The 21,433-nt window shown below is 45.3% G+C and carries 20 protein-coding genes and 1 other annotated feature; of the genes, 10 read left to right on the top strand and 10 right to left on the bottom strand.

The features are described 5' to 3' along the window. Nucleotides 1–118 precede the first annotated feature (118 nt). The gene (locus B4F99_RS00105) at nucleotides 119–313 is read left to right on the top strand and encodes a hypothetical protein (protein WP_214852844.1); all 195 of its coding nucleotides are present in this window, start codon (nucleotides 119–121) and stop codon (nucleotides 311–313) included. Between the two features lie 65 nt (nucleotides 314–378). Here B4F99_RS00105 and B4F99_RS00100 read toward each other — a convergent pair whose 3' ends face one another. Continuing rightward, complete coding sequence (locus tag B4F99_RS00100; protein WP_214852842.1) at nucleotides 379–1,314, bottom strand: DHH family phosphoesterase; 936 nt, start codon at nucleotides 1,312–1,314, stop codon at nucleotides 379–381. Nucleotides 1,315–1,377: 63 nt separating this feature from the next. Between B4F99_RS00100 and B4F99_RS00095 the strand changes: the two genes are divergently transcribed. Further along, nucleotides 1,378–1,686, top strand: coding sequence for a YtpI family protein (locus B4F99_RS00095; RefSeq protein ID WP_035406252.1), 309 nt, complete (start codon nucleotides 1,378–1,380; stop codon nucleotides 1,684–1,686). 52 nt (nucleotides 1,687–1,738) lie between these two features. On the opposite strand, the gene B4F99_RS00090 is transcribed toward B4F99_RS00095, so the two are convergent. After that, the gene (locus tag B4F99_RS00090; RefSeq protein WP_290754621.1) at nucleotides 1,739–3,049 is read right to left on the bottom strand and encodes a DRTGG domain-containing protein; all 1,311 of its coding nucleotides are present in this window, start codon (nucleotides 3,047–3,049) and stop codon (nucleotides 1,739–1,741) included. 155 nt (nucleotides 3,050–3,204) lie between these two features. Between B4F99_RS00090 and B4F99_RS00085 the strand changes: the two genes are divergently transcribed. Continuing rightward, a complete protein-coding gene (locus B4F99_RS00085) occupies nucleotides 3,205–4,308 on the top strand; it encodes a M24 family metallopeptidase (protein WP_290754619.1) in 1,104 nt (367 codons plus the stop codon). 46 nt (nucleotides 4,309–4,354) lie between these two features. Here B4F99_RS00085 and B4F99_RS00080 read toward each other — a convergent pair whose 3' ends face one another. Next, nucleotides 4,355–5,080, bottom strand: coding sequence for an SDR family oxidoreductase (locus tag B4F99_RS00080; protein ID WP_035406245.1), 726 nt, complete (start codon nucleotides 5,078–5,080; stop codon nucleotides 4,355–4,357). 154 nt (nucleotides 5,081–5,234) lie between these two features. On the opposite strand from B4F99_RS00080, the gene B4F99_RS00075 reads away from it, so the two are divergent. Further along, nucleotides 5,235–5,672 (top strand): universal stress protein, encoded by a 438-nt coding sequence (locus B4F99_RS00075; protein WP_029342342.1) that lies wholly within the window; start codon nucleotides 5,235–5,237, stop codon nucleotides 5,670–5,672. A gap of 107 nt (nucleotides 5,673–5,779) precedes the next feature. On the opposite strand, the gene B4F99_RS00070 is transcribed toward B4F99_RS00075, so the two are convergent. The 4 genes from B4F99_RS00070 to tpx all read right to left on the bottom strand — a co-directional run bounded on the left by B4F99_RS00070 (nucleotide 5,780) and on the right by tpx (nucleotide 9,526). After that, nucleotides 5,780–6,385, bottom strand: coding sequence for a 3D domain-containing protein (locus B4F99_RS00070; RefSeq protein ID WP_035406242.1), 606 nt, complete (start codon nucleotides 6,383–6,385; stop codon nucleotides 5,780–5,782). Nucleotides 6,386–6,687: 302 nt separating this feature from the next. Continuing rightward, nucleotides 6,688–7,899, bottom strand: coding sequence for an acetate kinase (locus tag B4F99_RS00065; protein WP_214852837.1), 1,212 nt, complete (start codon nucleotides 7,897–7,899; stop codon nucleotides 6,688–6,690). Between the two features lie 120 nt (nucleotides 7,900–8,019). Next, entirely contained in the window at nucleotides 8,020–8,928 is a 909-nt protein-coding gene (locus B4F99_RS00060) for a class I SAM-dependent methyltransferase (RefSeq protein ID WP_023469052.1), read from the bottom strand. A gap of 100 nt (nucleotides 8,929–9,028) precedes the next feature. After that, a complete protein-coding gene (gene tpx, locus B4F99_RS00055; protein WP_214853208.1) occupies nucleotides 9,029–9,526 on the bottom strand; it encodes a thiol peroxidase in 498 nt (165 codons plus the stop codon). A gap of 165 nt (nucleotides 9,527–9,691) precedes the next feature. Between tpx and B4F99_RS00050 the strand changes: the two genes are divergently transcribed. Both B4F99_RS00050 and B4F99_RS00045 read left to right on the top strand, forming a co-directional pair. Next, nucleotides 9,692–10,507 carry an NAD kinase gene (locus B4F99_RS00050; RefSeq protein ID WP_023469054.1) on the top strand — a complete coding sequence of 272 codons (816 nt, stop codon included), beginning with the start codon at nucleotides 9,692–9,694 and terminating at the stop codon, nucleotides 10,505–10,507. A gap of 90 nt (nucleotides 10,508–10,597) precedes the next feature. Then, nucleotides 10,598–11,371 carry a MerR family transcriptional regulator gene (locus B4F99_RS00045; protein WP_214852834.1) on the top strand — a complete coding sequence of 258 codons (774 nt, stop codon included), beginning with the start codon at nucleotides 10,598–10,600 and terminating at the stop codon, nucleotides 11,369–11,371. Here B4F99_RS00045 and B4F99_RS00040 read toward each other — a convergent pair. Further along, nucleotides 11,363–12,922, bottom strand: coding sequence for an amidohydrolase (locus B4F99_RS00040; RefSeq protein WP_214852831.1), 1,560 nt, complete (start codon nucleotides 12,920–12,922; stop codon nucleotides 11,363–11,365). The genes B4F99_RS00045 and B4F99_RS00040 overlap by 9 nt on opposite strands. Before the next feature lie 67 nt (nucleotides 12,923–12,989). Further along, on the bottom strand, nucleotides 12,990–14,696 hold the full coding sequence (ezrA, locus tag B4F99_RS00035; protein ID WP_290754613.1) for a septation ring formation regulator EzrA: 1,707 nt from the start codon (nucleotides 14,694–14,696) through the stop codon (nucleotides 12,990–12,992). Nucleotides 14,697–14,919: 223 nt separating this feature from the next. On the opposite strand from ezrA, the gene B4F99_RS00030 reads away from it, so the two are divergent. The 3 genes from B4F99_RS00030 (at nucleotide 14,920) to B4F99_RS00020 (ending at nucleotide 16,918) form a co-directional block, all read left to right on the top strand. Then, a complete protein-coding gene (locus B4F99_RS00030; protein WP_023469058.1) occupies nucleotides 14,920–15,405 on the top strand; it encodes a GAF domain-containing protein in 486 nt (161 codons plus the stop codon). Between the two features lie 233 nt (nucleotides 15,406–15,638). Beyond that, nucleotides 15,639–16,238 carry a 30S ribosomal protein S4 gene (gene rpsD / locus B4F99_RS00025; RefSeq protein WP_214852823.1) on the top strand — a complete coding sequence of 200 codons (600 nt, stop codon included), beginning with the start codon at nucleotides 15,639–15,641 and terminating at the stop codon, nucleotides 16,236–16,238. A 152-nt stretch (nucleotides 16,239–16,390) separates the two neighbouring features. Beyond that, the gene (locus tag B4F99_RS00020) at nucleotides 16,391–16,918 is read left to right on the top strand and encodes a biotin transporter BioY (protein ID WP_214852809.1); all 528 of its coding nucleotides are present in this window, start codon (nucleotides 16,391–16,393) and stop codon (nucleotides 16,916–16,918) included. Nucleotides 16,919–16,962: 44 nt separating this feature from the next. On the opposite strand, the gene tyrS is transcribed toward B4F99_RS00020, so the two are convergent. Continuing rightward, nucleotides 16,963–18,210, bottom strand: coding sequence for a tyrosine--tRNA ligase (gene tyrS / locus B4F99_RS00015; protein ID WP_214852806.1), 1,248 nt, complete (start codon nucleotides 18,208–18,210; stop codon nucleotides 16,963–16,965). A 55-nt stretch (nucleotides 18,211–18,265) separates the two neighbouring features. Further along, nucleotides 18,266–18,473: a binding site (T-box leader), on the bottom strand. Between the two features lie 148 nt (nucleotides 18,474–18,621). Here tyrS and B4F99_RS00010 point away from each other — a divergent pair. Next, entirely contained in the window at nucleotides 18,622–21,189 is a 2,568-nt protein-coding gene (locus tag B4F99_RS00010) for a transglycosylase domain-containing protein (RefSeq protein ID WP_290754609.1), read from the top strand. Nucleotides 21,190–21,433: the final 244 nt, after the last annotated feature.

Genomic DNA, 21,433 nt, shown 5'->3' with positions numbered 1-21,433 from the left:
AAGCTTAAAAAGTTTTCAGAACATTCATATCTAACTAACTCAAGTACTCGCCATCTGATTTATTATTCGCTACAATAAGTATAGAAATATCATGACGGGTACGGAAGGAGCATTTCTCATGATTTTGAATCGTAGTCAAATCGCACGTGAAAAGGTTGAACAACTAAAGTTAGGTGTTACTGCTTTTACTGAAACGGAAGAAATCGCTGAGAAGATTCGCAAGTCGGTCGCTGAACTTCAACTGAATGTCATTGAAGACCACACAGATCGTGGCGTATGGTTCATTCCGCAACAAGAAACAAAAACGAAATAAGCATAAAAAGGCTGTTCGCTCCGCTTCCTCACGAGAGGAATGAGACCGAGCAGCCTTTTTTCCATTTAAAACTGGAAGTTCGCAGCGACCTCATTCAGACGATTAACGACACGTTCGACTTCACTTAACTGTTCAATCGTCGCACCAGACGCCATTGGATGTCCACCGCCATTGAATTCTTTTGCTACTTCATTGATGACTGGACCCTTCGAGCGAATTCGGACGCGAACTTCCATATCTGTTTCGAGGAACAGCGCCCAGCACTTCATTCCTTGTAAACCGGCAAAACTATTGACGAGTAACGATGCTTGTTCGACCGTTGCTCCAAATTGCTTCAATGTATCCTGTGTCAAAACGACATAACCGACGCCTTGATCCGTCAATTGGATATGTTGAAGAACATATCCTTGTAGATGAAGCGCCGCCAGTTCTGTTTGGTACATATTCCGATACAACCAATCTGTATCAATCCCTACATCAATCAATTGCGCCGCGACTTCAAACGTTCGTTTCGTCGTACCACGGAATTGAAAACGTCCCGTGTCACCGACGATTCCCGCATAGAATTGAATAGCAGCTGATGCTGGAATGTCGTATTCCCATTCATTCAATAGATGAACGAGCAGTTCCGATGTCGAACTCATCGTCGTATCGACGAGTTGCACTGACGCGTATGGATCCTCATCGGGATGATGATCGATTTTAATGACGTCTTTTCCTGTCATCGCGACCTTCCCGTCAATACGTGCTTGATTCGCCGTATCCAGAATCACGACTAACGCCTCTTTGTATAACTCGTCTTCTACCTGATCGAGCTTCCCCATAAATGACAATGATGTCGCCATCTCACCTGCCGACAACACTGTTTTTTCAGGAAACTGGTGTTGCAATGTCAATTGTAAGCCGAACTGACTACCGAGTGCATCGGGATCCGGTCGTTCATGACGATGAATGATGATCGTATTTGCAGCTTCAATCATTTGTTTGATTTGCTCTTTCACTGTGCACAGCTCCTCTAATCTTGATATGATACTAGATGAAGACAAAAAGGAGGTCCTTTTAACATGCAATTCATCCTCATCGCCCTCATCGTTTTCTCGCTTGGTGGGTATTTGTTAGCAAAACGCCGCGCGTTCCATACGAAAAGCACGAACCGAAAATACTTGTTCAATACACAAGCGAGCATTTGGTTGAGTCTGTTCGTCATCCTATTCGCCGTCAATCAGTTCGTTTCCGGGAACGGATTAACGACACTCGTCGGAAAAGTTGTCTGTTCTATTTTAATCGTCGTCGGTGTTGCTTCATTCATCGCTGGATTCATCCGTTACAAAAAGATTTATCCATATGTCGTCCGTGAGATGGAGCAATCCTGAACGAGATTCAGAGGAACCGAAGTCAATCGACTTCGGTTCTTTTTGTATTCACTTAACGATCGATGAGTTGAGAAGTCACGAGCGCCTTCGCAACGATTTGTGTACCTTGATACATTTCAACATCGACTTTCCCGAATTTTCGACCAACGTCAAAGACATTAGCCCGGATCGTTACCGTGCTCTCGATCTGAACAGGTTTAATGAAATAGATGCTGACGTTTTCAATGACAAGGTCACCTTTCTTCATGTGACGCAACATTCGTGTCGCCCCTTCGACGAGAAGCGTCGTCAATACACCACTTGAAGCAGTCCCCATGAAGTTCGTCATTTGTGGAGAAACCTCAAGGGATAAGTACGGTCCCCGTTCGTCCTCTGACGCTTTAATCTGGCCTGTGATCAGATCATCGAACGTCTCCCCGACCTGCGGCTGGCGATTCGCCAGTTGCAACGCCTTGAGGACATCTTGACGGCTAATGATCCCAAGCAATCGCCCATACTGGTCGATGACCGGTAACATTTCGATTCCTTCCCATACCATCTGATGCGCAGAATTCGTGACACTCGTTCGAATGCCGACCGTAATTGGATGCCGCGTCATGACTTTTTCAACAGCCCAGTCATGTGGACGGTCAATGATGTCCTTCGCCGTCACGACACCGACGACCTTCATTTGTTCATCGATGACAGGGTAACGATTGTGTTTCGTCTGTTCGTTCAACTCGTGCCAACGTGAAATCGGATCCGTCGTCTGTAAATAGAACGTATCATGTAAAGGGATCAAGATATCCGAGACGAGTAAGATTTCCTTTTTGATCAATCGATCATAAATTGCTCGGTTGATCATCGTTGCGACCGTAAATGTATCGTATGACGTCGAAATGATGGGTAACTCCATCTCATCCGCCAATCGTTTTGCATCCTCCGTTGTATCAAATCCACCGGTGATCAATACCACGGCCCCTGCTTCAAGCACGAGTTCGTGTGCTTTTTCACGGTTCCCGATGATGACGAGACTGTCGACATCGATGTAACGCATCATCGCTTCAAGCTTCATTGCGCCAATGACGAATTTCGTCAATGTCTTGTGTAATCCGTTTCTCCCACCGAGAACTTGACCATCGACGATATTCACGACCTCCGCGAATGTCAGCTTCTCAATATTTTCTTTTTGTTTCTTTTTGATTCGAATCGTTCCGACTCGTTCGATCGTCGAGACGAACCCAAGATTCTCCGCTTCCTTGATGGCGCGATAGGCCGTTCCTTCGGATACGGTCAAGTCCTTCGCGATTTGTCGGACGGAAATCTTCGTTCCGACATCAAGATCTTCGATATGTCGAATGATCTGTTCGTGTTTCGTAGGCATACTGTATCCCTTCTTTTCCTTTTTTCTACTCTCCTGTCATTATACTGTACTACTCCAAAGATGAAAACGTGTACTAGTCTGATTTACGAGAAATGTTTTTCGAATCGGACGATGGTATACTTATGTAGAAAATGAGTAGAGAGGTGGAGTCACATATGAGCGAACGTACGAATTACATTAGTGCTTTCTTGAAAGAACAAGGAATCGATTTAGCCGTCATTACTTCAAAGGCAAATGTCTTTTACTTTTCAGGAGTCTACGCAGAACCTCACGAACGTGTCATGGCAGTCCTCGTTGATGTAACCGGCAAACATGTATTATTCTGCCCAGCACTCGAAGCAAGTATCGTTGCAGCGAGTCCTTGGGAAGGAGACGTCGTCACGTATGAAGATCATGAAAATCCATTCGATCGTTTAGCTGAATTATTCAAGACATTTGAACATTCGAACAATCGGATCGGTATTGAAGGTGAACATATGACGTTTAGTCGATATCAAGAACTGAGCTCACATCTTGAAAATGCAGCCATTTTTGATATTGGTGAGTCCTTACAAGCGCTTCGCTTGAAGAAAACACCGGAAGAAATTGCTATCCTTCAAGAAGCAGCAGCACTTGCGGATGAAGCGATCGAAATCGGTAAACAAGCGATCCGTCCAGGTATCACGGAAATCGAAGTCATTGCGGAAATCGAATATGAAATGAAGAAAAAAGGCGTCCGCGAGATGTCGTTCGATACGCTTGTCCTATTTGGTGCAAACAGTGCTGATCCACACGGTGTCCCAGGTGACCGCGTCATCCAAGAAGGCGATTTCGTCCTATTCGATCTCGGTGTCATTTGGAAAGGCTACTGTTCAGACATTACACGGACCTTCATTTATGGTCAGGCAAGCGAAGAACAGACGAAAATCTATGAAACGGTCCGCCAAGCACTTGAAGCCGCGACAAAAGCGAGTCAGATCGGTACGACACTCGGCTCGTTGGATAAAGCAGCCCGCGACGTCATCACAGAGGCTGGCTACGGTCAGTACTTCACACATCGCGTTGGTCACGGACTCGGAATCGAGGTTCACGAATTCCCGTCCCTCGCTTCAAACAACTTACTGACGGCTGAAGCTGGTATCGTCTACACGCTCGAACCAGGTATCTATGTTCCCGGAGTCGGCGGCGTCCGGATCGAAGATGATATCCATCTTACTGCGGAAGGTCCGGTTGCGTTGACTCGCACACCAAAACACCTTCAATCGATTCCATCATCTTAAATCAGTAAAAACACCTAATCCAAGCGATGGATTAGGTGTTTTTTATTTACTTACGGGATTGATGGACGACATTGACGCCCCCTGTCACATCAAGAATCGCACCTGTGATCATACTTGATTCTTCTGCGAGTAAGAAGGAGATGGCGCGAGCGATATCTTCCCCGACACCCGTTCTTCCGACCGGTGTTTCTTCATCTTGCTCTGCTTCGGAAATCCGTTTCGTCTTGTTATCACCGACGATGTTCCCCGGATTGACCATGTTGACCGTAATGCCGTGCTCTGCCTCTTCAAGCGCCACACTCTTCGTCAAACTCACCATCCCGCTTTTAGCAGCAGCGAACGCCGCCCGGCACACCCATCCTGGCGCTGTCGCACTTTCCGGAAAACCATACGTGATGATTCGACCATAGGCTTGCTTACGCATGACGGGTAATACTTGACGTAACAACCAGAAACTAGCGGTCAGATTCCCGGTAATGACTTCATTCCATTCTTGATCGCTATAATCTACTAATGCTTTCCGCTCGAATATATATGGTCCTGCATTAAGTATCAACGCATCAATCCGACCTTGCTCGTTAATTGCTTGTTGAGCTGCGTGTTCCACTTCTTCTTGGTTCGTCACATCTGCTTGAATCGTCACAAGATTCGGATGTGTAAACTCGGGTTCGGAACGATGGAACGCCGTTACTTTCCATCCTTCTTCCAATAACTGGCGTGTTACTCGCTCTCCCAGTCCTTTTGTACCTGCTGTAATTAACGCGTGCCTCATCTTGGCATCGCCCCCTTTCACTGACTCCATTTTACGATGGAATAGAAAGGTAGGACAATTTTTAGAACTCGTTGAATGTTTCGTCCGCTTCCAGTAAGAGAATGGTATAATTAGGGTGTACTCATCATATCGATTACGAAGGGATGGATTCATCATGGCAATCGTCTATCATAATGTACTTGTAGCAGTAGATGGCTCAAAAGAGGCAGAACGTGCCTTCGAGACGGCAATCGATGTTTCATTGCGAAATGATGCAAAATTGATCATCGCACACGTCATTGATACACGGACGTTCGCAACAGTAGAAGCATATGACCGTACTATCACGGAACGTGCTGAATCTTACGCGAAGGAATTGCTAGACGAATATGTCAAGACCGCTCAAGATCGCGGTGTACAGGAAGTCGAAGTTGCAATTGAATACGGTTCTCCAAAAGTCACGATTGCCAAAAAACTTGCTCCTAATCACGATGCTGATTTAATCATTTGTGGCGCGACCGGCTTAAACGCTGTTGAGCGTTTCTTCATCGGTAGTGTCTCTGAAAGCATTACGCGTTACGCAAAATGTGACGTCTTGATTGTTCGTTTATGAACCACTCTTCCATCAAAAGCCTCTCTCCCTTCATCTCAAAGGAAGAGAGGCTTTTTGATGACCTGCTTAAACAAAAAACCATCGAACCGATGTCCGATGGTTTGAAATCATTTGTATTTTACTGTAACGGTACGACGACCCCAGTTGAATGCTTCTGAACGAGAGTAGTAAAGGATATCCATCTTCTTACCTTTGATGGCACCGCCAGTATCAGCAGCTGTATATGTCCCTTTCAATTTCCCTTTATAATACACTTTGACTGTCGAACGAAGTGGAATGACACGTGGATCAACAGCTACGACTTTCTTTTTCGAGCTTTTGATGTTCCAACCGATTGCTGTCAGGTTGCCACTGCCTGGATCATACGGTGTATAGGCTGTCGCACTCACATTCGTGACTGTTTTCCAACCGCCCGTAGATTGTTTTTTTGATCCGCTTGACGTCACGACTTTCGAGTAACTCGCGCTAAGATAAGCCGTCTTACCTTTGTAGCTTACTTTGTACCAGTTCCCTGTTTTTGCTTTGTACGATAACGTTTGGTTCTTATATAGAAGACCGAGCTTCTTCGAAGAAGTAGTAGCTTTTTGACGAATGACTAGGCTATCGACTGTTGACTTGACGCTTTTCTTAGTTGCAGCCTCTGCTTGAAGACCTGCGAACGAACTGAGTGCTAACACGACCGTTAAAACACTTGCGAGCATTCGTTTCATCATGTATTTTCTCCTCCATCATTGTTTCGTGTTTGTTAACTGAGATTAATATACATGACAAAAGCAGGTAGTGCCGTTACATATAGACCACAAAAATATGTCTGTACTATTACCGTTATGTTACAAAAGACTAATTTTTTTAAGAAACGACTCTTTTTTAGGTTTATTTTTACGATGATGACGCTTCTTTTTTCGTTGTATGACAATCGTCGTAACAATAGATCATACGTTCGTGTATCACTTTTCTGGGATTTCATCAAAAAAAGGACTAAATCGTCGTATTAACGATTCAGTCCTTTTTAAAATTATGCGTTTTGAGCAACCAATCCACCAACACGAACTGTATCACGTGCGATCATCAATTCTTCATTCGTTGGAATGATAATGACTTTGACTGGTGAGTGTGGATAGTTAATGAAGAGTTCTTCTCCATGAGCTCCATTGTTGAGTGATGGATCCCAGTAAACGCCCATGAATTCGAGACCACGTAGGACACGCTCACGGATTGAATCTGAGTTTTCTCCAACACCAGCTGTGAAGATAATGGCATCAACACCATTCATCTCAGCAGCATATTGCCCGATGTATCCGTGGATACGGTTCGCGAAGATACGGAGTGCCATCTCTGAACGGTGGTTTCCTTCCTTCGCAGCCGTTTGGACGTCACGCAAGTCACTTGAAAGACCTGAGAGTCCGTAGATTCCAGACTCTTTGTTCATGACGTTCAAGACTTCTTCCGCTGTTTTCCCTGTTTTCTCCATTAAGAATGGAATCAAAGCTGGGTCGAGTGAACCAGAACGTGTTCCCATCGTGATCCCTTCAAGCGGTGTGAAGCCCATCGTCGTATCGATTGATTCGCCACCCGAAACTGCTGCGATTGATGCTCCGCTACCTAAGTGACATGAGATCAAACGAAGGTCTTTTAATGGACGACCGAGTAATTCAGATGCACGTTCCGTAACATATTTGTGGCTCGTACCGTGGAAACCATATTTACGGATACCGTATTCTGTGTAGTAATCATACGGTAAGCTGTAAAGGAAGTTTTCTTCTGGCATCGTTTGATGGAACGCCGTATCGAAGACCGCCACTTGCGGCACTTCCGGAAGCAATGCTTGGAATGCCCGGATTCCGATCAAGTTTGGTGGAATGTGAAGTGGTCCGAGTTCTGTATACGACTCGATATCTTGCATGACTTCATCCGTGATCAATACAGAGTCTGCATATTTTTCTTTACCATGAAGAACACGATGTCCGACACCTTTAATCTCATCGTAAGACGAGATGATTCCGAACTCCATTAATTTTTCGAGTGATAACTCGACTGCTTCTTTATGTGTTGCAAGCGGGAGGACATCTGTATACTTTTGTCCTTCACCATATTTAATCGTAAAGATTGCATCGTCTTTACCGACACGTTCAACGAGTCCGACTGCAGTCATCGTTTCGTTCGGCATTTCGAGCAATTGGAACTTCAAAGACGAACTACCTGCGTTTACCGCCATAATTTTTGCCATGATTTTTCCCCTTTTCCATTTGAATCCAATGAACATTCACATCTGTTTAGGTTTTCTTCTATTTCTGTTCTACAACTAGAATAGTCAAATTAACGACAGATTTCAATCACTTTGCGTAATTCATTTTAATTCTGTGTTAATCCATTCATCAATCTGTTTCACCATACCACCAAACGCACGGGCATCTGTGAAAGATGGTAGTTCAGCAAGTAACGCTTGTTTTGGCATCTTCATACCGGCTAAATGATTACGGACGATCAAATAACTTTTTGCTGCCTGTTCTTGTTTGAACATGGTTAACGGCAATTGTAAAATGCCAATGACGTGCGCTTTTGATTCAAAGTACTGTTTCAACTTGCCTTCCGTATCATGCTGGAACAAACCGTTCGGAATGACAAAAACACCGAAGCCACCTGGTTTGACGTATTGCATCGCTTGTTCGATCAATAAGAAATGACTATAGCTCATGCCCTCATCTCGTTTCAAGATGTAAGAAGCAGCAGCCTCTTCATCCGGATAATAACCGACTGGGAGATCAGCCATCGCAAGATCAACTGGATCTAGCAACAAAGGTCGTAACGCATCTTGATGCGTATACGTAACAGGGTAGTCGAGTAATTCCGTTACAGCTGCCGATAAACGAATTAACGTCTCATCTACCTCAACTGCTTCAGCAGATGTGCCCGTCGAAAGCTGACTCAAGACAGCGTGTAACATACCACCTGTTCCACTTCCTAATTCAAGTAGTCGGATGTCCTCCTTACCTACCAATTTCCCGATTAGATAACCAGCAAACAAAGCGACGCTGTCTGGCGTCGGCAAATGGTTCGGTTGCGCTTGTTTCATCCCTTCTAAAATAGCAAGCGATACTGCCTTTCGAATGACCTCTTTGTCTACATTTTCAGTATGGCGATCGTTCAACCGGTCAATCACAGTCGTCAACGCTTCTAGGTAAGGCATATCAAGATCACGTTCGATTTGTTTTGTTTGACGTGTTAATTCCTTATATAACTTTTCTAACGGCTCCATGTACGTCATCCTCTCCAAAACGAAACGGCCCCCCGTAGAGCGGGAGCCGTTTCTATCATTAGTTCCATTGTAACGCTTCAGCGTCGTTTGTAAACTATTCTTACTTCGCTTCACGTGCTGCAGCGAGTGCTGCTTCGAAATTTACCTCATCCGTTGATTCTTCGAGGTATTCGACATACGTGATTTCGTTGTTCGAATCTAAGACGAAGACAGAGCGAGCAAGCAGACGTAATTCTTCGATTGCCACGCCGTACTGTGTACCGAATGAAAGATCACGGTGATCAGACAATGTCACGACTTGATCAAGACCACTTGACGCACACCAACGACGTTGCGCGAACGGAAGGTCGTTTGAGATCGTCATGACCGTCACACCTTCGATTCTAGCTGCTTCTTCGTTAAATTTACGAGTCTGTGCATCGCATACCCCTGTATCGATTGATGGGACGACACTGATGATTCGAACACCTTGGTATGTATCACGTGTTACAGGCGATAAGTCGTTAGCTAACACTTGAAAGTCCGGTGCTGTTTGTCCGACTTGAACCGCTGTACCTTGAAGTGTGATTGGATTTCCTTTAAACGTTGCCATATGAATTCCCCTTTTCCCCTGATTGGATATACTGTATTTTCTATTTAACTATAGGAATGATCTGCGAAGATGGCAAGTATTCTGCCATAATTGATGGACTTCAGTACCCGTCTTTCTAAAAAACAGGTATAATAAAAGAGTTCATGAAACGCTTTCAAGGGGGAATTGACCATGGCTCGAAATAATGTCTACCTGTACTACCGAAATACACAAAGACACGAGACGCAGGTGCGAAAGTTGATCGATGTCGGTACACGATACGGACTGAATGTCGTCCAAGATCATCGACAAGCAAACATCATCGTCTCGATTGGTGGAGATGGGGCTTTCTTGCAAGCGGCACGCTTCACAGGTTTCCGTGATGATGCGATCTATGTCGGATTCGCTGAAGGACCAAACTCGTTCTACTGTGATTTTGATATCAATGATCTTTCTGCGGTCGAAGCAATCTTTAAAGAGACGGGCAATCGTGTCTCGGATGGCGAAATCGAAGTACGTCGTTATCCACTACTTGAAGCATCCATCAACGGTGGACCACCGATGCTCTGTCTGAACGAATGTTCCGTAAAGTCGAGCATCATCAAATCACTCGCAATCGAAGTCTATATCGATGACTTCCTGTTTGAGACATTCCGCGGGGATGGAATGGTCATCTCAACACCGACGGGATCTACGGCTTATAACAAGTCACTTTCTGGTGCGATTGTCGATCCATTGATCCACTGTCTTCAAGTCAGCGAGATCGCTTCCGTTAACAATAACCGGTACCGGACACTCGGTTCTGCTTTCCTATTGAACCGCGGACGTAAACTCTCGTTACGCATCATTGAGGACGGAAACGATTATCCGATCATCGGGATGGATAACGAAGCACTCAGCCTGACACGAACGGATTCAGTCGATATCCAGCTCTCTGAAAAAGAACTTAAAACCGTCAAATTAACGAACAATACATTTTGGCATAAGATTCAACGCTCATTCTTATGACAATAAAAAAATCTGCCCTGAAGAGGCAGATTTTTTTATTGCGTCTTCCGTTACGTCACCCCTTATACTCCAATCAAAGGAGGTACACAGATGATGTATTCCACTCAGGAAATCGCCAAACTTACCGGAGTCACAAAACGAACGCTTTATCATTATGAGACGTTCGGTCTCCTTGTGCCAAAGCGCAACGATGCCGGTCACCGATATTATAGCAGTGAGGATCTTTTACGTTTACAACAAATCCTTCTCTATCGCTCTCTTGATTTTCCGCTGTCAGAAATCCAAAGATTACTTACACAATCTGACTCCAGTCATCACACGATGATATTGAAAAAACAAATTGTACTACTTCAAGAAAAAGCTTCGCATTATCAGATGCTCGCTCAACTCGCTGAACAAACATTACTCACTTTAATAGGAGGACTCCCCATGAAAGATGAACAATTATTCCGCGGTTTACGTCACGAAGAGATCGTCATGCACGAAAAACAACATGCAGATGAAGTCCAACAACACTACGGTGACACCGACGCCTATCGAATCAGTGCAAAAAGACAAAAACAACGTACCCCGAATGAGAAAGAACAACTGAGCGCCATGCATAAGCAACTCGATCAGCGCTTGACGACCCTCTACCGCGACGGGCACAAGGCGACAGATCCAGACGTTCAACAAATCGTGAAAGAACAACATGACTTCATCGATACGTACTATTATCCATGTGAGTTATCTATTTTTGCCTCACTCGGCCAGATGTATGTGTCCGACGACCGGTTTCGTGCCTACTATGATGCGTATGCACCTGGACTATCTTCTTTCTATTCGGAAGCTATTTCGCACTATGCAGAAGCAACATCAAATTAAGGCTGCTTCTGCCTGATAGACGGTTTTACCAGCTTGGACAGTCTCCACTAAACGGTTATTCAAGATGGCTTCCCCACGCAAGCGATAGAAGTCTTCTTCAAAGATGACGAAATCGGCATCGTATCCTGGTAGGAGTAATCCTTTGCGTCCATGTGTCTCGGTCGCGAGATGTGGATTTTTCGTAAAGAGTAACAAGGCTTCGTACATCGATAACGTCTCATTCGCCTTATTGACACGTCCCGCTGTTCCTTCCGTCGCTGCATACAGGGAACGCCGGACATCGGGGTCAGAGATCGGTGCATCTGCCCCACCGCATAATAATGCGCCGGTCTCAGCTAACGAACGTAAACGATAACTCCAGTCTAAGCGGTTCAATCCGAGTCGATCGACGATGAAGTCTGCGTCATCCAGTAAAAAGACCGGTTGAACGTCAATCAAGACCGGTAACTTCCGAATTCGTGCAAGCGTTTCTGGTCGAACGACCGTCGCATGAATGATCCGATCCCGCTTGCCTTTTGGTGCTGGATATTTCTCGAGCACCTGTACGAATCGTTCAATCGCTAAGTCACCGATGACATGTGCCGCAACTGTGAACCCGTAACTACGTGCACGCTTGACGAGTTGTTCGAGTTGTTCTGGCGTATGCACTTCGATGCCACGTGTCGTCGGATCATCAGAATAACCACGACCAAGTAGAGCTGTCCGTCCTCCGAGTGCACCGTCGACGAATAGTTTCATCGCACCAATTGACATCGTTGATGGCAAAATTGGTTGCTGTTGCACGAACTCATCGATGACAAGATGATGAACGAGTAGATGTGTATGGAAGCCTGTCTCTTCTGTCACTTCTTTATATGCTTGGAGGATTTCCGCGACATCTCCGTGATACGATAAATCTTCTGTGTGTGCCGCAATGATGCCGTATTGATATAAGTTCTTAATTGCTGACCGGAGTGACGATTTGTTTCGCTCTAAGTTTCCAGCTTGTAACGCATACAAAGGTTCAAGCGCCGCATCGTACAAAAATCCGTCAGCTTCGCCGTTATCCGATAAGCCGATCTTTCCACCATCGATGACAGTCGATGCTTTATAGCCGAGCTGTTGGAATAAAACATCGTTGACAAGTGCGGTATGCCGGTCTGTCCGTTTTAATAAGGCAGGAACGTCCGGGAACAACTGATTCAGCCATGCTTTTGTCGGCGCACGGTCAAGTTTCGTTTCGTCATATCCTTCCGCCACGTGAATCCCATTGATTGGTTCTGCCTTGAGGAAAGCTTGTCCTAATGCTTCAAGCGTCGTATAACGCGAGGCATCGACACGGTTGATCGCTTCCCCGTAGCCAATCAGATGAATATGTGCGTCTGTGAAGGCTGGATAAACAGCTTTTCCGTTCAAGTCTTGAATCTGTTCAATACGTCTACCGAAACGTCGACGTAGTTTTCCTTCCTCCCCCATTGCGATGATCCGCGTCTTCTCGACGAACATCGCTGAATGGACGTCCTCTTCATGTGCCATCGTCCGAATCAATCCGTTTACGTATAGTGTTCCCATTCTACTCACTCCTCTTTTTACAAAAATAGGGTGACCATGACGGTCACCCTGAATTGTCGATCCTGATTTAAACGTGCAACGTTTCCTCTGGTGCACACGATCGTTTAATGCGTTCGATCGCGTCCGGATCGTATTCATTTAGGACACGTTCCGCTAAGATGATCGTACGTTCATAGTCTCCCGCTAAGAACTTCGTTTCCGCGATCGTCAGCGACATATGTATCTCATTGTCGTGGCGACGGTATCGGTTCGCATACTGGACGAGCCGTTCGGCATACGTGACTTCGAACACTAATGTATCTAACCGTTCTTGCACATGTTTAAACGTTTCTTGGACGTCTTGACTTTGTGCAACGATCGATCGGACATTAAACGGTAACTCTTCGAGCCGTGTCTCAAGCGTCTGTAGCGAACGATTCGCATTACGTAGTGCTTCTTCGACTTCCGTTGGTAAGTTCGGTAATCCAAGTCGTTTCAGACGAAGACGTGTTTGCGAGAGCTGATGACGCCATTCGACGATCCGTTCGCGCACTTCTGTCTCTTCTTTTCGAAGCGCTTGAAGTTCGACCGTAAAGCGTTCGTACTGAATCATCAACTGTTCCTCTAAGCGAATCGCATCGCGCATTTGATCTTCGAGCATACTGAACGGAATGATTTTCCCAGCAATCGACTCATCGAGATCTTTTGCCGCTTCAAATAGTAGCTCTTCGTCACGTTGGATCGTTTCGTAGTGAATTCCAAGATCTGCTGAGATTTCATACTTTTCACGTAAAATGCTGAACTCTTGTGCTAACTGATGAATCCGTTCGCGCATCCGTAATGCTTTTTGTTTCAAGGATTGATTTTCTTTTTTTACTTGATGACGTGCATCAACTTCACGACGGAACGTATCGTACATTTGATCAACGTCGGCTGATAACTGTTGAATCGCCTCTTCCAAACTATCGACTTCAAGTCTCTCGATTTTTTCAGCAAGACTTAAACGTTGTTCCTCGAACCGTTTGATCTCAGATTGAAGACCGAGGGGCTCAAGTGGATACCCATCTAACGACATTTCCTTATAACCCGCTCCGAGCTGATCAATCCGTTGACGCAATTCATGAGCGAGAATCTTCCATTGTTTCGGTACGAGCTCGACAAGGTGACGTGTCGTCGCTACTTCTTGCTCGAGTAACAAGCTTGTTTCATACGCCTTCGTCACTTCACCCGAAGCTTCGTACTGACACATCTCATTCCAGTGCGCGTCGATTTGTTCACTTCGTTCTTCCAGACGCGCGAGCGCCGGACCGAATGAGTTCGCTTGGATCAATAACGATTTCCGAACTTGCCCTGAATCGGCTTCCCCTTGCGCTTTCAACTCCGCTAGAACCGATTGATTCGTTTTGAACGTCGACATCTCGACGAGCATCTCATCGATCAATCCTTCGAGTTCCGCAATCAATTGTTCCGTTACTTCAAGGTCATTCTTGACGGCGATGAACCGGTATTTATCGAGCGCTTCTTCCGCTCGGTAAAGGGTTTCATCGATTTGGGCGACGTGGACCGTTAACAACTCTTCCCACGCTTGATGCCAGGAGCTGAACTTCGTCTCCGTCTCACCCGCCATCGGTAGTTGCTTTAAGTCCTGCAACTCCTTCGGAATCGATGCACTGACGATGCCTTGCTTGCGCATATCAAGTTCATCGATTTTCGTGTAGTATTTTTTTCGACTGATCATGCTGAATAGCATGACGAGTAATACGATGACGATGACTCCGATCACCCATGCCCACATTTGTCACGACCTCCACTCTGTCGTACGACTTTAGATTTTCTCTAAATCGCAATAATCTTATCCTTATAATAGTATAGCGCAACCGTTTTGCATAGATTTACAAAGGCTTTTCCTGATTTCTTCCGCTGTTTTGAATCCTTTTTCCAAAAATCAATTGTTTGTCAGCTACACGAAAACTCGTTAAACTAAAAAAAATACGCTTTTCACGGGAGGAATTTTTATTATGTTCGAAACAAAGACATATGAAGGTGACCGGACGAAACAATATGACATGCTATCAAAACAACTGGATGCTTTATTAATGGGAGAAGACAATCAAGTCGCGAACTTATCGAATGCGAGCGCGTTACTCAATCAGTTCCTTGACCGTATCAACTGGGTCGGTTTTTATTTGACGGATACCGAGCAAAACCAACTCGTCCTCGGACCATTCCAAGGACTTCCAGCATGCGTCCGTATTCCATTCGGTCGTGGTGTTTGCGGAACGTCCGCAGCAGAACAGACGACACAACGCATCGAAGACGTTCATCAATTCCCAGGTCACATCGCATGTGACGCGGCATCGAATTCTGAAATCGTCATTCCACTCGTCAAAGACGGCCAAACGATCGGCGTCCTCGATATCGACAGCCCAGAATTCAACCGTTTCGATGAAGTCGATCAAGCTGGTTTAGAAGCATTCTGTACGACGCTGCTTCGTCATCTGTAATTCTGATTGACAGTCGATTGTCCACACCGTATACTTGTAAAAGTGCAGAAATGATAACGATAGCGGTCAAATCGCTTACGTATCACATTTCATGACTCGGTGAATAACCGGAGGGGCATCGTGTAACTTTGCTATCAAGCGAGGGTGCCACATCATGAAATGGGCGTAACGTGGGTTTGATGGCGTTATTATTTTTATGCAAATAATAACGAACAATAAGGAGGAGTCTTATTATGGCTCGCTATACAGGTCCAGCTTGGAAACTCTCACGTCGTCTCGGTATCTCACTTACTGAAACAGGAAAAGAAATCGCAAAACGCCCTTACGCACCAGGTCAACACGGTAACAGCCGTCGTAAAATGTCTGAGTACGGTCTTCAACTTCAAGCGAAGCAAACACTTCGTCACATGTACGGAGTAAACGAACGTCAATTCAACCGTATCTTCAACGATGCTGGCAAAATGCCTGGTATCCACGGTGAGAACTTCATGTTCTTACTTGAAGCACGTCTTGATAACGTCGTTTACCGTATGGGTATGGCTCGTACACGTCGCGCTGCTCGTCAGCTCGTCAACCACGGTCACATCCAAGTTGATGGACAACGCGTTGATATCCCATCATTCCGCGTGAAACCAGGTCAAACGATCTCAGTTCGCGAAAAATCGAAGAACTTTGTCGTTATCAAAGAAGCACTCGAAGTTGCTCCAGCAACTAAAGACTTCGTTACTTTCGATGCTGAGAAGCTCGAAGGAACGTTCGTCCGTCTTCCTGAGCGTTCTGAATTGAACGATCAAATCCAAGAACAACTCGTCGTCGAGTACTACTCACGTTAATCGATTGTTCCAGCACCCACTTCGGTGGGTGCTTTTTTATACCTATGACTAAAATGTATACCTGGTCTTAAGAAAATAGTGACGGCTTCCATCCATTTGTGTTAACCTATAAATATACATAGTTAACACAAATAGAAAAGAGGACTTCATTCATGAAAACAAGAGATTTAACGTTCATCGCCCTCGGTGCTGCCATCATTGCAGCCGTCAGTTCTATGCCACAAATCCAACTCGTCGGTGCTGTTCCAATCACACTCCAGATGCTCGCCATCATGACGGTCAGTGCCATTCTCGGTGGAAAACGCGGTGGACTTGCTGTCTTGATCTTCTTATTGCTCGCAGCTGCTGGTCTCCCTGTTCTCGGCGGAAAAGGTGGACTTGCTCCGTTTGTCGGACCAACTGCCGGTTATTTGATTGCCTTTCCGATTGCCGGCTTCTTCATCGGTCTCGTCGCTGAAAAAACGCGTCGCTTCGTGCCACTCTTTATTGGAATGATCGTCTTCGGACTTGGTTTAGTCTACTTGCTCGGGACATTTGGTCTGATGGCTGTACTCGATCTGTCGTTTAAAGATGCTTTTGCGATCAACTACCCCTTCATCCTATGGGATACGATCAAAGCCGTCATTGCCACGACGATCGCCGTTCGTTTGTTACCACTCCGCTTATTCCGGACAGCTTAAAAAACGCTCTCTGCATCTATGTGCAGGGAGCGTTTCGTTTATCATCAAGCATGCTCGACGACGAAGTATTTTTTCTTTCCGCGACGTACGATCGTAAAGCGACCGATTGCATCTGATTCAGTGATTTCTTTCGTTAAGTCTTGCTCGCGTTCTCCGTTCAGGTAGATCGCACCGTTCGTGACGTCTTCACGTGCTTGACGTTTTGACGGACTGATCTTCGCCTCAACGAGAACATCGACCAGGTTCTTCGCTTCGCCGAGTGTAAAGCGCGGCATTCCTTTAAACGCATCTTCGATATCTTCGACTTGCAACGATTTAATATCTCCGCTAAAGAGTGCCGTCGTAATACGTTGTGCTTGTGTCAGACCTTCTTCACCATGGACAAGAACTGTCATTTCTTCTGCGAGACGCCGTTGTGCGACGCGCTTCTCTGGTGCTGCCTTGACTTCTTCTGCAAGCGCATCGAGTTCTTCGTGCGTCAAGAACGTGAAGTATTTTAAGAATTTGATGACGTCGAGGTCGTCTACGTTGAACCAGAACTGGTAGAACTCGTACGGAGATGTTTTATCAGCATCTAACCAAACCGCACCGCCAGCTGTCTTACCAAATTTCTGACCATCCGCTTTCGTAACGAGCGGTACTGTCAATCCAAATGCTTTTTCTTCATGACCAGCACGACGAATCAGCTCCATCCCTGCTGTGATGTTCCCCCACTGATCGCTACCTCCTACTTGAAGACGGCATCCTTTGTCTTCGTAAAGTTTCAAGAAGTCAAACGATTGAAGTAACATGTATGAGAACTCAGTGAATGAGATACCGTTTTGAAGACGTGAATCAACAGAGTCCTTCGCAAGCATGTAGCTGACCGGGAAGTGTTTTCCGATATCACGTAAGAAATCGATGATTGTCAAATCTTTCGTCCAGTCTAAGTTATTGGCAATCGTGACCGGATTTTCACCTTCAAGTGGTAAGAAACGTGACAGTTGATCTTTAATCCGATTCGCGAACTCTTCGACGATATCCGATGTGTTCAATGACCGTTCCGTTGCGCGACCACTCGGATCCCCAATCATCCCAGTTGCCCCTCCAACGAGACCTACGACATGGTGACCCGCTTGTTGGAATCGTTTTAAGACTAAAATCGGCAACAAGTGTCCGATGTGAAGTGAATCTGCTGTTGGATCGAAGCCTGTGTAAAGCGTCGTCGGATTCTCGAGTAATGTTTTCAGCCCTTCTTCATCTGTCATTTGGTTAATTAACCCGCGAAATTCTAAATCCTCTAATAACGTCATTGTTTCTCCTCCTAAAGTTCACTATTAACAAAAAAAACCGTCCCTTCGTCTAAAACGAAGGGACGGAATATTCCGTGGTACCACCCTAATTGTCCTTTTGTGTAAAAGGACCACTTGGTTCGTCGATAACGGGACGGACCGCTTGATTTCTCAAGAAACTCCTGGAAGCGTAATTCGTAAGTTCACTGTGTCCTAGTTCGCAGCACCACTAGGTCTCTGTCACAGGGAGTGACTTACTACTATATTCCGATCATGGTTTAGCGCAATATACGAAAATAAGATGATTTCATGATACGTTGAAGGCGAATCCGCTGTCAAGTCCGATTTCATTAGTAGATTTATGGTATAATACGTCTATCTGTGATTTAATATTAATTTACACCTAAGTTTAAGATGCAAAGGAGATCATTTATGCGCGAGAACTGGTTCAAGTTTTGGAATCATCCCCGGACGAAAGCCGTTCGGCACTGGTCAAATATCACATATGATGTTTCATGGAACATCATTTTGTTCCTCATCATAGCTGTCTTACTCGTTGGTAGTTTTTCTGTTGGTGCAGCGGGCGGCTATTTCGCTTCGCTCGTCAAGGACACAAAAGCACCACCATTGACTGAGATGAAACAACAAGTCAATAGCTATGCCGTCACAAGCCAAATTTATTGGGGAAGTGGTGAAAAGCTGACGAACATCTCAACAGATGAAGAACGTCAGCCTGTCGATATCAAGAAGATTTCTCCTTACTTGATCGATGCGCTTTTATCAACAGAAGATGTAGACTTCTATCAACACGATGGTGTCGTTCCAAAAGCGACATTACGAGCAGTTCTACAAGAACTAACGAATTCTGCGTCGCGCACAGGCGGAAGTACGCTAACACAACAATTAATCAAAAACCAAATCTTGACGAACGAAGTCTCATTCGAACGGAAAGCGAAAGAAATTCTTTTAGCATTGCGCCTTGAAAACGCGATGTCAAAAGATGAAATTTTACAAGCGTACTTGAATGTCGTCTCATTCGGTCGCAATTCACTCGGTCGTAACATCGCGGGGATCGAGGCTGCATCACAAGGAGTTTTCAACAAATCCGCGAAAAAACTGACGTTACCACAAGCAGCTTTTCTCGCTGGGATTCCTAAAAACCCTTATTACTACACCCCTTACCTTCAAGGTGGCGTCGTCAAAAAGGACTTGACGCCAAGCGTCAACCGGATGAAAACAGTATTGAAGCGGATGTATGTCGCGAAAAACATCACGAAGGAACAGTACGAAAAAGCAATCAAGCATGATATTACGAAAGATTTCGCGAAACAATCAAAACGTTCTCGTGATACGTATCCGTATGTCTACGATTTAGCCGAACGTGAAGCGACGAAAATCATGACGAAGTATCTGATGAAACAAGATGGCGTGAAAGAAGATGAAGTGAAACCGTCTGAACTGGCAGAAGTGCGTGCCAACTATCAAGATCAAGCACTTGTTGCACTGCGCCAAGGCGGCTACAAAGTTCACTTGACACTTGATAAAAAAATTCATGAAGCGATGCAACAACCTGCGAAGAACAGTGCGAACTTCCCAGGAAGCATGCAATACAAACAAGTCGTCGATCCAAAAACGAAAAAAAGCGTTTCGAAACAGGATCCAGAAGAAACAGCAGCAGTCATGGTTCAAAATGAAACGGGACGTATCCTCGGATTCGTCGGCGGACGGTATATCGATGGAAAAGCTGACGATTTCAACCGGGCATTCCAAGCCAAACGTCAAATCGGGTCAACGGCAAAACCAATCCTCGTTTACTCGAACGGGATTGAAAATCGCTTGATCACACCAGGGTCTACCGTTAATGATGAAGAGTACTACTACCAGACTGTACCACGTCAACCTGGCGACCGTCCGATCAAGAACGAAGGTGGACGTTACCGTGGTAATGTAACGGTTCGTACGGCATTAGAACTATCATTGAACGTACCGGCCGTTAAGATTTACGAGAAGATGAACATGTCGAATTCGATTCAAAAACTCGTCGATATGGGAGTTGAAGTACCTGATGCGATCCGTTATGCCCCTTCTGCGGCACTCGGAACGATGGAAATCACACCTGTCGAACTCGCAGGTGCTTACGCGACACTTGCCAACTATGGTGAATTCGTCCAACCGTACATCATCTCGAAAATTACGAAAGACGGAAAAGATATCTATAAAGCAAAACCGAAGAAAAAACGGATCTATGAACCACGAACAGCTTACCTGACACTTGATATGATGCGTGGTGTCTTCACGAAAGGTACAGCGACGTTCGCTAAAGCTAGACTGAACGTACCGGGAGATTGGGCCGGTAAGACGGGTACGACCAACGATGTCAAAGACTCTTATCTTGTTGGTTCTACTCCTGGCGTAACCCTTGCCGTCTGGACAGGACACGACCAGAACAACTCACTTATCGGTCCGTCAACGTACTACCAACGTACGCAGACGCTCTGGTCACAGATGGCGAATGCATCGTATGGTGCGAACAGCAGTTACTTCAAATCTGGCGCCCGCTTCACGCAACCATCTTCTGTAACAGCAAATGACTTCCAAAACAGTGGTCGCTTCAAAGAAGAAGATAAGAAGAAAAAAGCAGAAGAAGCAAAGAAAAAAGCAGAAGCGAAGAAACAGAAAGAAGTAGAAGAAAAGAAAAAAGAGGCAGACGCACAGAAGAAAGAAGATCAACAAAAACAACAAGATCAAGCTAAAGAAAAAGCAGATGCTGAGGCAAAGAAAAAAGCAGCAGATGACGCAAAACGTGCTGCCGATGCAAAAGCAAAAGCCGATGCAAAAGCAAAAGCCGACGCAAAAGCAAAAGCCGATGCAAAAGCCGAAGCCGATGCAAAAAAGAAAGCTGAAGCGGACGCTAAGAAAAAAGAGGCAGATGCAAAGAAACAGCAAGAGCAACAAAAGAAACAAGATGAAAAGAAAAAAGATGATGCTTCTGAAAACTAACAAAAAGAGGCTGGGACATAACTCAGTTTCACAAACGAAAGGCCCTCGAAACGTGTAGTCGTTTCGAGGGCCTTGTTCTATGACGAAAAACCGATTCTGAATAAACAAATAAGGACAACCTCTGATAAAGTTAAAGTGACCAAACCATAACCATCGGAGGTGCCCTTATGTTTAAAGATTATAACATGAACCAGCTGGTTCTGCCCTTAGATTTAGAAGTTCGTCTTCAAGAAAATGATATCGC

This window comes from Exiguobacterium sp. UBA3491 (assembly GCF_002377745.1).
Lineage (GTDB): Bacteria > Bacillota > Bacilli > Exiguobacteriales > Exiguobacteriaceae > Exiguobacterium_A.
Note: the sequence above shows the minus strand (reverse complement) of the source record. Positions and strands in the feature narration are given on the sequence as shown.